Source organism: Shewanella sp. CG12_big_fil_rev_8_21_14_0_65_47_15 (assembly GCF_002783505.1).
Taxonomy (GTDB): domain Bacteria; phylum Pseudomonadota; class Gammaproteobacteria; order Enterobacterales; family Shewanellaceae; genus Shewanella.
On record NZ_PFGL01000066.1, the window covers coordinates 58822 to 73905 of the forward strand.

The 15084-nt window shown below is 45.1% G+C and carries 11 protein-coding genes; 4 read left to right on the forward strand and 7 right to left on the reverse strand.

Annotated elements, in window-relative coordinates:
• The first annotated feature begins 38 nt into the window (after positions 1–38).
• Both COW15_RS18935 and COW15_RS18940 read left to right on the forward strand, forming a co-directional pair.
• Positions 39–197 carry a hypothetical protein gene (locus tag COW15_RS18935; protein WP_007646662.1) on the forward strand — a complete coding sequence of 53 codons (159 nt, stop codon included), beginning with the start codon at positions 39–41 and terminating at the stop codon, positions 195–197.
• Positions 198–463: 266 nt separating this feature from the next.
• Complete coding sequence (locus COW15_RS18940; protein WP_293635014.1) at positions 464–3586, forward strand: NAD(P)-binding protein; 3123 nt, start codon at positions 464–466, stop codon at positions 3584–3586.
• A 65-nt stretch (positions 3587–3651) separates the two neighbouring features.
• On the opposite strand, the gene COW15_RS18945 is transcribed toward COW15_RS18940, so the two are convergent.
• Positions 3652–5325: a diguanylate cyclase gene (locus COW15_RS18945; RefSeq protein WP_293635016.1), complete on the reverse strand. Its 1674-nt coding sequence runs from the start codon at positions 5323–5325 to the stop codon at positions 3652–3654.
• A 207-nt stretch (positions 5326–5532) separates the two neighbouring features.
• Here COW15_RS18945 and COW15_RS18950 point away from each other — a divergent pair, with 207 nt between their 5' ends.
• Complete coding sequence (locus tag COW15_RS18950) at positions 5533–6384, forward strand: DMT family transporter (RefSeq protein WP_293635018.1); 852 nt, start codon at positions 5533–5535, stop codon at positions 6382–6384.
• A gap of 63 nt (positions 6385–6447) precedes the next feature.
• On the opposite strand, the gene COW15_RS18955 is transcribed toward COW15_RS18950, so the two are convergent.
• The 3 genes from COW15_RS18955 to COW15_RS18965 all read right to left on the reverse strand — a co-directional run bounded on the left by COW15_RS18955 (position 6448) and on the right by COW15_RS18965 (position 9109).
• Positions 6448–6987, reverse strand: coding sequence for a YfaZ family protein (locus COW15_RS18955; RefSeq protein ID WP_293635020.1), 540 nt, complete (start codon positions 6985–6987; stop codon positions 6448–6450).
• Positions 6988–7172: 185 nt separating this feature from the next.
• Entirely contained in the window at positions 7173–7685 is a 513-nt protein-coding gene (locus COW15_RS18960) for a GNAT family N-acetyltransferase (RefSeq protein ID WP_293635022.1), read from the reverse strand.
• Between the two features lie 53 nt (positions 7686–7738).
• Positions 7739–9109, reverse strand: coding sequence for a magnesium transporter (locus COW15_RS18965; protein ID WP_293635024.1), 1371 nt, complete (start codon positions 9107–9109; stop codon positions 7739–7741).
• Between the two features lie 147 nt (positions 9110–9256).
• Here COW15_RS18965 and COW15_RS18970 point away from each other — a divergent pair, with 147 nt between their 5' ends.
• Positions 9257–9742, forward strand: a complete 486-nt coding sequence (locus tag COW15_RS18970; protein ID WP_293635026.1) for a glutathione peroxidase — start codon at positions 9257–9259, stop codon at positions 9740–9742.
• 607 nt (positions 9743–10349) lie between these two features.
• Here COW15_RS18970 and COW15_RS18975 read toward each other — a convergent pair.
• The 3 genes from COW15_RS18975 to phoR all read right to left on the reverse strand — a co-directional run bounded on the left by COW15_RS18975 (position 10350) and on the right by phoR (position 15080).
• On the reverse strand, positions 10350–12170 hold the full coding sequence (locus COW15_RS18975) for a M1 family metallopeptidase (protein WP_293635028.1): 1821 nt from the start codon (positions 12168–12170) through the stop codon (positions 10350–10352).
• Positions 12171–12584: 414 nt separating this feature from the next.
• Positions 12585–13556 carry a phosphate ABC transporter substrate-binding protein PstS family protein gene (locus COW15_RS18980; RefSeq protein ID WP_293635030.1) on the reverse strand — a complete coding sequence of 324 codons (972 nt, stop codon included), beginning with the start codon at positions 13554–13556 and terminating at the stop codon, positions 12585–12587.
• 225 nt (positions 13557–13781) lie between these two features.
• The gene (gene phoR, locus COW15_RS18985) at positions 13782–15080 is read right to left on the reverse strand and encodes a phosphate regulon sensor histidine kinase PhoR (protein ID WP_293635032.1); all 1299 of its coding nucleotides are present in this window, start codon (positions 15078–15080) and stop codon (positions 13782–13784) included.
• Positions 15081–15084 lie beyond the last annotated feature (4 nt).

The window sequence follows — 15084 nt, forward strand, 5'->3', positions numbered from 1 at the left end:
GGTGCTGAGAATGGCACAGATATTTTGGAATTTTGACCATGTCACACTCCTATGAATTTGACGACGATGATGCGCCATGGGGCGATAACGTCAAAGGTAAACAAAAGAATAAACGCGTAAAACAACGTCGCAGGGATACTAAGCGCCGTTACTCTGACGAGACTGAGGTGGATTTTTATCAGCATAAATCGAAGTAGCGTGAATTGTACTGATTTATTTTATTAAATTAGTACCCTATGAAAGCCAGTCAAATCCGAGCAAGTTGGCTCCCTTCCAACTTGCTAGTTATACCAATCTCCACACCTGTTTTCCCGCCGTAATAAATCAATTGTAAAATCAATAGGCTAAATAGCTTATTTGCCCTATGCTTTTTAGAGTCTGTTAATATAATGCAACGATTAATAAACTCAATGTATTGATAACTATACCATAATGACTCTCTCCAGGTTTAAAGGATGATCCCATGGAAAAGCAACGCCCCGATTTTATCTATCCCCAAGGCAGTATGTTGATGCACTCCCCCTTAGTGTTAAATAAAGCCGATATGTATGGTTTTTTCCTGAAGGGGAAACAAGTAAATCTGCAACTTTCTATCGATAGGACCTTGAATCAAGTTGCCAGTAGCGCAATGTATTTTAAGGTGTTATCCCCTTACGTACTGACCACTTTCACCCAGATTGAAAAAGCGTACTCAGCTTCCCCAGAAGACAGAGCCAAGGGCTGGATCCAAGAAACGGACATCATCACTTGGGTCATGGTCGGGCGGCAGGATAGCAGCGACAGTACAAAGATAAGCCAAGTGTATTTTCAACCGCTGCACATTTGGGTGAACGATGCCATGGCCTTGATCAACGGCCGCGAGCTTTTTGGCTATCCCAAATATTCCTGTGAATACACTATGCCGGCGGTGGGTGAGCCCTTGACTCGACTGTCACTTGCAACCAAAAGCTTTTTACATTTTTCGCCAGAAACCGAACTCGCCCTGCATCCATTGATTGAAGTAAATTGTGATGCTAAGCCCGAGGCGCAGCTTTCAACCCTTGAGGCCATTACTCAAACCTGGCAACTCTTTAAAGAACAAACCGATTTTATCCCAGAGCTTGACCTGCTAGGCGAAGAGCAACTCTTTCAGCTATTATTTAAACCCGCTATCGATCAAGTCTTCCTCAAGCAGTTTCCCGACTCATCTGGTCAAAAAGCGGTGTATCAGGCCATAGTCGCCGCGCCCGCCCAAGTGAATAAAGTGCACAGTGTTGCCTTACTCGAAAATGATTTTGTCGCAACCCTCTTTGACAATGCCAGCTTTCCGTTAAAGGACACGCTCGGGGTTGAGATTGGCGAGCAGCACGTATTACTGCCCTACCATGTGAACTTCGATTTTGAAGTGCCGCCCGGTGAAGTGTTAGTCGATAACTCCGAGATCAAAAAACAGAAAATCGCCATTCTCGGTGGCGGTGTCGCGGCAATGACCGCAGCTTGCTATCTGACCGACAAACCCGGTTGGCAGAATCAATATCAGATCGATGTCTATCAACTCGGCTGGCGTATCGGCGGTAAAGGGGCGAGTGGCCGCAATGCCGCAATGGGGCAACGTATCGAAGAACACGGCCTGCATATTTGGTTTGGCTTCTATCAAAACGCCTGCGCCTTAATGCGTAAGGCCTATGAAGAGTTAGATAGACCGGCGGACGCACCACTAGCAAGCTTTTTTGATGCCTTTAAACCCCATAATTTCATCGTATTACAGGAAGAAGTCGATGGTCGTTCGGTAAGCTGGCCAATCACTTTCCCGACGCTGCCGGGCGTCCCTGGTGATGGCACCGAAACCCTCACCTTCTGGAAAGTGGTAAAGGCCGCCTTTGCTTGGATAAAGGAATGGCTCAAGGACATGGATGACCTGCTCGATGCCGATGAAAAAGCCATGGCAACCCCTAAAAACTGGCTCGATAGCAGTTGGTTTGAGCGCTTGAAAGATAAGCTAGAGGATTCGGTCGAAGATGCTAAAGAATCACTCGATGCCCTCGGCGATAAGCTTGAATGCCATTTTAATCAAATGATTGGCCGCGAATGCGATGAGCATGTTCACAGCGAAAGTGACGATGGTTTTGTGGAATCGGCCGTCGACGCCCTGCACCAAAGGTTAGTTAAACGTTTTGGCGATCATTTAGATAATAATGACGAACTGCGCCACTTATATATCGCCGCCGATCTCGGATTAACGATATTAAAGGGTATGTTTGCCGACGATGTATTTGAAAAGGGCTTCGACGCTATCAATGGCTATGACTACCGCGAATGGCTAACTCTGCACGGCGCGAGCCAAAAATATACCGTCGACAGTGCGCCAGTGCGTGGTTTTTACGACTTAGTGTTTGCCTATGAGAAAGGCAACTTCGACAAACCCAATGTCGAGGCAGGCACAATTATCCGCGCTATGCTGCGTATCGCCCTGTGCTATCAAGGTGGCGTAATGTGGAAAATGCAGGCGGGTATGGGCGATGTGGTCTTTACTCCTTTTTACGAAGTGCTCAAACGCCGTGGTGTCAACTTCCACTACTTCAATCGAGTCGATAATCTCGAATGTCACCATCAAAGTATTCAAGCAATTGAGATCACCGAGCAAGTCGCCTTAGCGCCGACAGTCACAAGCTACGATCCTTTAGTCGATGTTAAAGGTCTCGCCTGCTGGCCGAGTACCCCCAATTATGAGCAACTTGAGCCTGAGCAAGCGGCACTGCTCAAAGCCCATAATATTAATCTGGAACACTTCTGGAGCGATTGGGACAACATATATGAAACTCACTTTGGCAAAGCCCTGCCAAAAAAACGCTTAGTCAAAGGCGTGGATTTCGACAAAGTGATCTTCGGTCTCTCCATAGGTTCTGTGCCCCATGTCGCCAGAGAAGTGATGGCGCACAGCCCCGACCTCACACTTTGCGTTGATAAGGTGCAAACCGTTGCCACTCAAGCCTATCAACTGTGGATGAACCAAGATCTTAATGGAATAGGCTGGCCGAATTATTCTGAAGATAGCGAAGAGCCAGTACTCTCCGGTTTTACTGAACCCTTCGATACTTGGGCATCGATGGATCAATTATTGGATAAAGAAGATTGGCGCGGCTTAGCGCCTAAAAATGCCAGCTACTTCTGCTCGGCATTACCCGTCGAAGCCTATCCACCTCGCTCGGATGTGGAGTTCCAACAACGCAAAACCTTAGAAGCTAAAGCTGGTGCTATCAACCAGCTCAATACCGAAATCCATAAACTTTGGCAAAATGTCGGTGATAGCTTCCCTTGGGAATGGCTACACGATGAACAAGACCGCCAAGGCGTTGCCCGCTTCGATAGCCAATATTGGCGTGCGAACGTGGATCCCTCAGAGCGTTATGTGCTCTCAGTTAAGGGCAGCTCACAATACCGCATCACCACCGATGGCACTGGGATAGATAACTTGTATATGACGGGGGATTGGATAAAAACCGGCCTCAATGCGGGCTGTGTCGAAGCGGCCACTATGGCGGGTATGCACACCGCTAAAGCCATCTGTGGCCACCCCGCAATAATCAAGGGCGAAAAGGATTTCTAGCTATTAACAAATAAAACGGCGTGAATATTCCACGCCGTTTTATTTTAATAGGATGATTCACACCCTTAACTTAAATGTAGACTCACATCAATACCTTGGGTCTGCGCATACTCTTGACGACGTTTTTCCATCCGGGATTGGTATAAGCTGGTATCCGCTAACCGCAACCACTCGTGGGGCTCTTCCACCTCAGTATTTAACGAGACCCCAAAACTAAACTGACAATCCCTAAACCCCTGCTCCGCCACCAGCGCCGTTAAATTTGTTAAGGTATTCAGCAAAGTTGAAGTCCCATTGGCGGGGAGAATAATCACCAATTCATCGCCACTGATGCGATAAATTTTAAGGTGCGCAATATCTGTCGTTTGCAATAACTGCACTAAGGTTTGCAGCAAACGATCGCCTTCTTGATGCCCTAAGGTATCATTAACTGTCTTTAAACTATCCACGTTCAGTAGCACTAAGGCTAGAGATTGCACGGCTTTATTGGCAAAACCTAGTTGTGAATTCATATACTCATCAAAGGCATACCTATTACCGACATGGGTAAGCCCATCGAGACGCGCCTTCTCCCAAGCAATACCCAACTCTTCGATATGGGCCTTGCGCTCCTCGGCCAATAATTTAAGCTTATTCGCTAATGCGAGGGACAAGAGTAAGGCATCGGCCGTCCCTCCTATTAAGGTGGCAAGTTCGGCATGCTCAATAAAATCGGGGGTTATCCCCATGTTGCCAGGCAAAATAATCACCGCAGGGAGCAATAGGCAAGTAAAAGCCAAGATAAAATAGCGGGCGGGGGCAAAGCCTTTCATCAAACACACATTACCGCAAGTGATCGCTAGGGCAATCCATAACATGATCAGCACTGAGGCGATAATCGCCGTATAGGATATCAACCAAATACTGCTAGGTAATGCCACAATGCAGGCAAACATCAGGCATTGACTCATTCGCCATAACCGAGGTGAATAGCTTGGCAATTGGAGAAAATGCTTGTAGAACATGATATTAAATATCGGCAAACCGATAAAAAACAGATGATGTAATTCGAGTAAATGGAAATGAAATAAGTGAGCGGGTATATGGAAGGTCAGTGCCCATCCGCCAAAATACGCTAACACATAGAGGCCATAATAGAGAAAGGCTTTATCAAAAATAGATATGTAAATCAGTAAATTATATAACGCAATAAACAATAATCCGCCCAAACATAACAACACTGCCATGGCGAGCCTATCGGACACAAGCTGATGCTGCTCCACACTCTGCAATGTTAGCTCGGGGGCCGATGAATAATAACGACTATTGAGTTTGACGACTAACCAATAATCCGTGCCCGTCTTAAGTTTGACCTTACGGCCATAATCGAACAAAAACTCATAGGGCGCACTATAACCACTGTGGGCATATTGAGCACTACCATCACTGCCCAGTAGCCAATAATCGACAGATTCCACTATCGAATTACTCGCATCGACGACCCACTCGTTTTGGCGGCTATTGATTAACACTGGGGTGATCATCCAGTAATCTCCCCCCGTTAAACTGACCGATGTAGCTTCATCGAGTCGTCCCATCCAATGGGGGATCTCATTGTAGTTTTTCGGTGGAGTTTGATTCACTCCAACATGGAACAAATAAGGGGAATCCAACGCAATTTCAGCGCTTAAGGAAAAAGGACTAAATGTCCATAAAATCATAAAAAAGCACCAGTACGAGTTTTTTTTAAGTGTCTTCATAGGTAAATAGGTTCGAATACTGGATTATTTTCACATTGAAAATAAAACTAGAGCGTTAACTTTATGTTTACATCTAATTTTTTACAATCAGTTAGACTAAATTAGTCGGATATCGAATGTCTTATGATGGTATTTTAGCCGTAAAGTCTAAGACGCGGCCTAAAATGCCCACGTACGACCCTATATTGATTTCTTGCTGTGGAAACTATGCCTCCTCTACTGATGATTTTAGCTGCACAACTGTTGATTGCCAGCGGTAACCTTTTGGTCAAACTGCTCGAAACTGACGCACCGGTTTTCCAACTTGTGCTGTATCGTCAATTGTTTGCCACCCTGTTAGTCCTCCCTTTTGTGTGGCGTCTTCAGGGAAACCTTAAACTAAGCCCATTTTATAAGGTACATCTTGCAAGGGCGCTATTGATTGGGCTTGGTAACGCTATCTTTATGCTCGCTATTATGCATCTCCCCTTAGCGACAGTAACCGCCGTGATTTATACCTCGCCTTTATTGCTTCTCGTGTTGTCGGCATTATTTTTAAATGAGCGCATTGGTTATCGACGTACCGTCGCTGGGATCATTGGTTTTAGCGGCATTTTACTTATCAGCCAACCAAGTGAATTTAACCTGTATATAGGTTTAGCTTTTTTCGGTGCCATGACATCAGCATTGAATAGCTTGATTTTAAAGGCCTATTCGACCCATGAACATCCTTTCTCCATGCTTTTTTGGTCTAATGCCTTTGCGATGATATTTCTAATACCGGCGACACTATATGAAGGAGCCGATTTTAGTGTGTCAGTAGCCCAGGTGGGACTCACGTTAGGGCTATTTTATATTGGTATGACTTATCTCATCATCCATGCCTATCGACGTGCCGATGCGAGCCAAATGGCGCCTGTAGAATATACCGGATTGATTTTTGCGGCCTTGCTCGGCTGGTGGGTACTCGATGAAGAACTCAGCCTAGTGATGTTAACCGGTATAGGATTAGTCATTTTCTCGTCCATATTGCCCAGCTACAGCGAGCTAAAAGCAAAATGGAAAAGCCGGCGAAGTTAATCCTTAGCCGGCTCTTGACATCAACACTGCAGAATTAGCGCAGCGAGATCAAAACGATTTGTTTTAGAAGCGGTATTTACCGCCGATGTAAATGCCATCCTCAAAGGTGAAATCACGGGCATTATCGTATTCAAAGGCGATTTTACGGTAACCAACATAAAGCGCCATATTTGGCGTGACACGGTATTGTACCTTTGAATCTAACTGGTAATAACCATCGACATTACCAAAGGACAAGACTTCAGGCGCATAGTAGGCGGCGGCATGCAAAGAAATATTCGGCCCCATGGTCAGGATATAACGACCGCCAACGGATATGGCACTGCCGTTTGGTGCATCATCGGACCAAAGCTGACTTAACTGTGCCCCCACCTCAAAATGATGCACGCCAGCATCATGGGTCATGTGCATAGCACCTTGGGCAATATGACCACTCTCATCTGAATAGATATACCCTAATACTGCATTAGTATCTTTATTCATCTGCAGTTCTAATTCGGTAGAAACTACATCGTTGTTTAACCCAAGATTAAATTCTGACGCACTCACTTGCAGCGCTGCTGCACTCAATAATAAGACACTTGCTACTCTGAACTTAGCCATAAAAACACCTCGATAATGACTGTGGATAATGGCGCGGATCATACCGAATTAAAAAAGAAAATCTGCATATTTAGGTGATAATAGCTGAGATTTTTGGGGTTTAGCATTAACTAAAACATCTTCAAAACAACTGAGAAACGAACCGATTCCAATTTAAAAACATTTATACCAGTCACATTAAATATCTAATTGGTATGCACTACTGGCACTCTATCTCCCACTAAAGATTGCATGACGATTTCAACATCGACATGCTCTTTAAGGGATAAGTAATACCAACCCACAGTGTTTCCTGTACCCCGGATACTTAAATAGTCACGCCAAAATTGAAAGCCCGCTTTCAGTAAATTGGCTCGGCTTGAGGTGTTCTCCGCACGAATGGTCGCAAATAACATGGCAATACCGAGGGATTTTGCGACTTCAATACGTTTGAGCGTTAATCCTTGTGCAATGCCTTGGCGACGATAACCGGGTGAAACAACAAGATAACCAAGTTCACCAAGGATACCCGATCCCGCCTTAATCGCCGCACACCCGACTATATCCCCCTCAATCGTCTTAGCGAGGATCACCGCTCTTGAGTGGAAAAAGGACTCATGGTCTAACGGATGGGCATTATCATCACGGCTATCGACCAGAGTGGCTGCCAGTGCTAAGTCTTCTTGCTTATCACAAAGTACAAACTGAATACCATTCATGATTAGATTAACTCATTGATATCAAAACGATGTAAATAATCATTCTACAGAACTCAAAGATATAGCAAGGTCGCCATACCTAAGAAAGTGAAAAAGCCAACCACATCCGTCACCGTCGTTAAAATCACCGACCCCGAGAGTGCCGGATCTTGGTTAAATTTCTGTAATGCCATAGGCACAAATACACCTGCCAAGGCGGCTACCGCCATATTGATCAGAATCGCGCAGCCAATCACTATGCCTATCGTACTGTCACCAAACCACCAACCCGAGACGAGACCGATAACAAGTGCCCATAAAGTACCGTTAACTATGCCTATACCCAGTTCATTCTTCATCAGGGAAAACACGTTACCCACGGAGATCTGCCCCATAGCCATACCACGGATCATCAGGGTCAACGACTGGCTCCCCGCAATGCCCCCCATGGAAGCAACTATCGGCATCAGCACGGCTAACGCAATAACTTGAGACAGCACATTCTCGAATAAGCCTATCGTCGCCGAGGCTAAAAATGCCGTGAGCAAATTAATCCCAAGCCATACTGCACGGCGCTGGGCACCCTTCATAATCGGTGCGAACAAGTCGTCGGATTCATCCATACCCGCCGTGGCCATCAATTGCGACTCATAATGTTCACGCACTAACGCCGTAGCCGTTCGCAGCGTGACACGGCCAATTAACTCACCTAGCTCATCAATGACGGGTAGCTCAATTTCGCGACTATGTTCAATCGCTTCGGCGGCTTCAAGCAAAGTCGCATCCGCCGTCAAGGCGCGGCTATCTTCAGATAAAATCGATACTAAGGGCTCATCGGGATCATGCTTAAAGATATCGTAGCGCCTAACCGTACCGAGGTACTTATCTTGATCGTCAACAATAAACAAATTGTCGTTGCAATCGAGTTCAATTCGACGGAAAAAGCGCTGCGCCTGAGCCACTGTCGCCTTATCACTGAGCACTAGCATCTGGTGATCGGTATAACGACCGATTTCATTCTCAGAATATTGATCGTAAAGCTCAAATCGTTGCCGCTGGCGCTCCCCCATCTGTGCCAAGGCACGATCGGTAAAACTCTCGGGGAGGTAATCACTCCACTCAATCAAATCCTCAGGACTTAATTGGGCAAATAACAGATCCACTTCGTTTTCAGGCATCTGTTTTAGGATCCCCATACGGGGATCGGCACGCATCAAACTCAGTACAGTGACTCGCTCACTAAATTCAACTTGCTGCCAACGTTCATAACGTTCATCTAAGGGCAATGACTCGAGTGCAAGCGCAATAGTGCCAGGCTCTAGTTCATTTAAAATTTCACTAAACACTTCAGCTTGTTCTTCGCCTTCAACTTCAGTGAGTTGTTGAACAACCTGCCCCACATCTGCCTGAGTATTTGTTTCATATTCGGCCTCATGTTCAATCACATAAATGCCCTTCTCTCACGGTAAAATTAACGTAACTATATTGATATTTAAGAAAATTAGCAAATATACAAAATAAGTTGCACACAAGTATATTGTTAGAAATCTATATATTGTTTATGCTAGCACAGACCACTAAAGGAGATGAACATGACATCCACCATTTATCGCTATACGGCAACCGATATAAAAGGCAACCCTGTCCCATTGGCCCAATACCAAGGTAAAGTATTGTTGATAGTCAATACCGCCAGTGAATGTGGATTTACGCCGCAATACAAAGGATTAGAAGCACTGTATCGGCAGTATCAGGACCAAGGATTAGTCGTGTTAGGTTTTCCTTGTAATCAGTTTGGTGCCCAGGAGAAAGCCGATGATCAAGGAATAGAACACTTTTGTGAGCTGAATTTCGGGGTCACTTTTCCGCTGTTTTCTAAAATTGAAGTGAATGGCGAACATACCCATCCGCTGTATCAATACCTAAAAAAACAGGCCCCCGGCGTATTAGGTACCGAAGGCATAAAATGGAATTTCACTAAATTCTTAATCAATCGTCAGGGCGAAGTGGTTGAACGTTTCGCTCCAACGACAAAACCAGAGGCCATCGCCGGTAAAATTGCCGCCCTATTAAAATAGTTCCGAGCTATCTATTTGAAAATTTGTATTTTATAAAAATTTTGATTTATTTTTGATTTTTTATGGAACTTAAACCGCACAAGCCCCCTCAAATATATTGAACAGCGAATGTCTTTTTCATGTTCATCATTCTCCCTGGGGCTTCTAGCGCGGCCCCCTTGACCTAGGAATAGGTCACTAGGCAACCATTTGGTTGCCTTTTTTTATATCAGTGATTTTTATGTAAAATAAGCATGGCCGTATTTCATCACTTGATCACGCCCCCATCACTTAACCGCTAAACTCCATTATCTTGGGCTTCGAGAAATATTTTTAATTTTTTTATGTCGTAGGTGAACTTTATTCAACACTGTGACTCTGACTATAGGTAAGGATTAACGAATAAGATTCAATGCAACTTGGATAGTGAAGCTTGTTGAATAAGCAGTTTCATCTACTCAAATGACACAGTTTCTGTTTTAGCGCATTAAGTCAAATTGGTTGGTCGTTCATCATCATCTCCCTTTGGGGACACAATTGAATACACGCTAGCGCACTGCATTCCTTTGTATCCCATTCTGATTTCCTTGTGGCAACCATTGGTTGCCATTTTTTTATCCTAAATAGTTTAAAATCCTAATGATTTATCTAGTTGCACTTGAATAGAAGGGTGATAACCTGGTCGAGCCTTAGTGTAGATTTCCGCCAACTCGACCTGATATCCCGCAATTTGCAACTCAGCGTAGAGTGGCCGCACAAACTTACCTCGACCAATATGCACCAAATAAGCACTTAGCGCGGGTAAAACAGGATCATAATGGTTCCGAATCGCCACCCTAAACCAATCACAGGCAATTTCCACATTCGTCGATTGGGTAAATTGGAAGGTTTCATCGAGATCCATCAGTTGCACTTGGCTTAGGACTTCAGGCAATTGGGTTAAAAAATACTGCCAATGGTGTACTCGCCAATCCTTAACCGTTAATTGACTTGCAGCTTTACCCTGTAGAAAACATGCCAGCGCATCATCGACTTTATCTAAGCTCGAAGAAGTCGGGCCACAATATCCTTTGGGTAAACCTTCACCATAAATCCACTCTAAAAGCTCGGCCTCAGTGATTTTATCTGAGTGTAATGGCAGTAAGGTTTGCCGCGCGTATTCAACAAAAACTTCGGTGGTAATCGCCTTAAAGGCAAAATGATCCACATAGTTGCGTAAAAATTTATCAAACGCCACTCGCCCTAGCCTATGCTCTAAGTCATGTACAAACATCGAAGCTTTATCATAGGTAAAACGATTAAAAGCCAGGTTGGGATCGCCCTGCTGCACATTCGCGGGCAAGGTTTGCCTGTGCTTAGGTAAAGAAGTCATTTCCTCTTTTAAGCGGCCAAACTCAATCACCCACTCCAATTCAGCCTGTTCCTTACCATAAACCGCTTCCACAATTCGATTGGTAAAATAAGTCGTAAAGCCCTCGTTTAACCAGAGATCTCGCCAGGTTGCATTGCTGACCAAATTGCCGGTCCACGAATGCGCCAACTCATGGGCCACGGTTGATACTAGACTCTTATCCCCTGCGATTAGGGTTGGCGTTAAAAATGCAAGCCGCGGATTCTCCATGCCACCAAAGGGAAAGCTAGGTGGCAAAATAATCATGTCATAACGATCCCACACATAGGGACCCAATAAAGACTCGGCAACCTCGAGCATATGTTCGGTATCTTCGAACTCGCGAGCCGCGGCGGCAAGCATACTCGGCTCAGTATAAATCCCACTGCGAGGACCTATCGCTTGGAATGCGAGATCACCTACGGCGAGTGCCATAAGATGCGTTGGAATGGGCTTTTCCATCTGAAAACTAAATACCCCATCGTGTGGCATTTCGGGATGGTTCATCGCACTCATCACGGCACGCATCCCTTTGGGGACTTGCACCTTAGCATCGAAGGTGACCCGCACCTTAGGCGTATCCTGCAAAGGGATCCAGCTACGGGCGTTAATCGGTTGTGATTGACTAAAAAGATAGGGGAGCTGCTTACCTGCGGTTTGCTCTGGCGTTAACCACTGCAACCCTTGAGCCTCCGGCGAGGTTTTATAGTGAATACAGATGTGGTCACACCGGACATTGGGTAAACTGACCACCAATTTTTGCCCCAGTATGGCGCTCGTTTCTTGAAGCGAAAATACGAGGGGTTCCCCCGCCAGAGTCGTCACTGCCAATAGGATTAAATCCCGAGTGTCTAACCATAATTCGCTGACTTGTTCCCGAAGGTAATGCAAAGAAAGCGTCGCTTTGCCGACCAGACACTGCTCGTCAAAATCGACAACGAGCGCCAATGACAGGTGAGTTACTTGCACCGCGTCGCTATTGGCAAAAGAATGATAATCTCGAGTGAAATCCCAAGTGGTTGATGTGGTCACATTTTGTAGTATTGGATCTAACGACATCGCCTCAATAACCTATATTTGATTAAGCTTCCTAGGCCATATTATCAACTGTGAATTTACAAACAATCAAATGGAAAACGACAACTCACGCCCTAAAGATGAGTAACATGTTTTATCAAATAAAAATAAATAGCAAAAAGTAAGAAAATTTTTTGCACTCTTGCTGAACTAATTTCAATAGGCCGAGTCAGATATTATGAACCGAATCTTTGCAATGAGTTTCTTCGTTCATCATCATTCTCCTTTAGATGGTTTCTAGCGCGACCGTCCCAAGATTCCGAATTGGAATTTACAGCAACCTACTTAGGTTGCTTTTTTTATGGACGTTTTATCGCAACTCGTAACAGCTCAATTGAAAACCACCAAAAACAAAAAGGACCTCCTAGGAGGTCCTTAGCTATTTTGCCGTTTAGACTAGAGGCGAATGCCGACTTGTTCTAAATCTTTAGCAACTACGCTCTTAGGCAGAGTCACATAACCGTCTTTTTCAACCACTTGCTGACCTTGCTTAGACAGCACATAACGGATAAATTCTTTTTCCATTGGTGCTAAGTCTTTGTTTGGTTGCTTGTTCACGTATACATATAAGTAACGTGATAATGGGTAAGTACCATTAGCTGCGTTTTCAGCAGTGGCTTCGATAAAGTCATTGCCCTTTTTCGCAATCGCAACCGCTTTCACACCAGCAGTTTTATAACCGATACCTGAGTAACCCACTGCGTTCAATGATTGAGAAACTGACTGAACCACGGAAGCTGAACCTGGTTGCTCGTTCACGTTCGCCTTAAAGTCGCCTTTGCACAGGGCGTGTTCTTTAAAGTAACCATAGGTACCCGATACAGAGTTACGGCCATAGAGCTGCACGTCTTTTGCTGACCAGTTACCGTCAAGACCTAAGTCACCCCAACGTTGGATATCGCTGCTACCACATTTGTGGGTAGAAGAGAAAATACCGTCAACTTGTTCAACGGTTAAGCCTTTGATTGGGTTGTCTTTATGAACAAAAACAGCTAAAGCATCAATCGCCACACGAATTTGGGTTGGCTTATAACCATAATGCTTTTCAAACGCTTCGATTTCATTAGGCTTCATCTTGCGGCTCATTGGACCGAATTGTGAAGTGCCTTCAGTCAGAGCTGGTGGCGCTGTAGAAGAGCCCGCAGCTTGAATTTGGATATTAACGTTAGGATACATCTGTTTAAATTCTTCAGCCCACAGAGTCATCATGTTGGCTAAGGTATCTGAACCTACAGATGAGAGGTTACCTGATACACCACTTGCCTTCTCGTAAGTTGGCAGAGATGGGTCAATAGATGCCATGGCAGTGGCAGAGAATACACCAGCGGCTGTGAGGGTCATCGCGCCGACAAGCTTTTTCAGTTTCATTATGTGCTCCAGTAGTAAGCTAACTAATTTCTAACTTAAGTTTCTTCAGACGCAGCCAGTATCAATCGCTACAGTGACAATTCTATGTCGGTGATATGACACTTAGATGACAGTGTCATATTTTTATATTTTTTAAGTTCGCAGGCCTGCAACTCTGAACTATAAAAATAAAACAGGCCATAATGGCCTGTCTTAAAAAAGAATATTCATATAAACATCAAACGTTTATTTTTGACGTTCGATTAAATGAAGTGGGATCACAAAGCTAAAAGTGCTGCCTTTACCTAATTCACTACTGATATTGAGTTCACTATGATGGTGATTAAGTGCGTGTTTGACGATCGCAAGTCCTAAACCACTGCCACCGGTTTGCCTTGAGCGGGCGCTGTCGACACGGTAGAAACGCTCCGTTAAGCGGTTAATATGTTGCGGCGCAATCCCTTCACCCGTATCTGTCACACTAAAGAGCCCACCCGTCGCCACACTGCGCCACTGCACTGTGATTTTTCCGCCCGGCTCAGTGTAACGAATGGCATTAGAAATCAAATTAGAACAAGCGCTTCGAAGCTGCAATTCATTACCATGGGAATTAAGCTCCACCTCACAGTAGAAACTCAGCTCGTATTTATCCTGTGCCAGAGCCTTCGCCTCCTCCTTCAGCACTTCCATTAACTGCGTCATATTGACCGTGTTTTCGAGGTTAATATCCGCCGCATCCTCAATGCGCGATAATACTAACAACTGCTCGACCATGGACTGCATGCGCCGGGTTTGCTGCTGCATCAATGCCAGCGGCTTAGCGTTTATCGAATCGGGCTCTGCCATGCTTTGCATCATTTCCAGATACCCCTGCAGCACGGTCAGCGGAGTTTTAAGTTCGTGTGACACATTGGCGACAAATTCTTTGCGCATGCCTTCGAGTTGTCTTATCCGCGTAATATCCCGCGCAATTAACAGTAACTGCCGGTCACCATAGGCCATAATACGAATTTCGAGTAAACGCCTATCCGATACAGGCGAAGGTAATTCCAACGGCTCTTTATATTGTGCGGATTTAATATACGCGGAAAAATCGGGGTGACGGATCAAGTTGTCGATACGCTGACCATTATCCTGTGGCCAAACAAAACCTAGGATAAGCTGCGCTAACTTATTACACCATAAAATATTATGTTCTGAGTCGAGCACGACAGCGGCATCGGGCAGAGCCTCGGCTCCTTGGCGAAATCGGGCTAGCAGCGCCGCCAATTGCCCGACACGGCGGCGATTTTTACCTTGAAGGCGATAAATACCGTTAAACACCCCTTCCCAGCTACCACTGCCCTGCGGCGGTGTAAGTTTTCTATCTCGCCATAACCAAAAGTTAAGCCGTGCTAATTGGCGATAATGCCACAACACTAAACCTAGCAGGCCGATAGTGAGTATCCAGAGGGGTTTCCCGACCAATAAACCAAATAGCAAACAAAGCAGTAGAAAAACTGCCAAGCGCGTAAATAACCGATACCCTGAATAAGAATGAGACATAGAT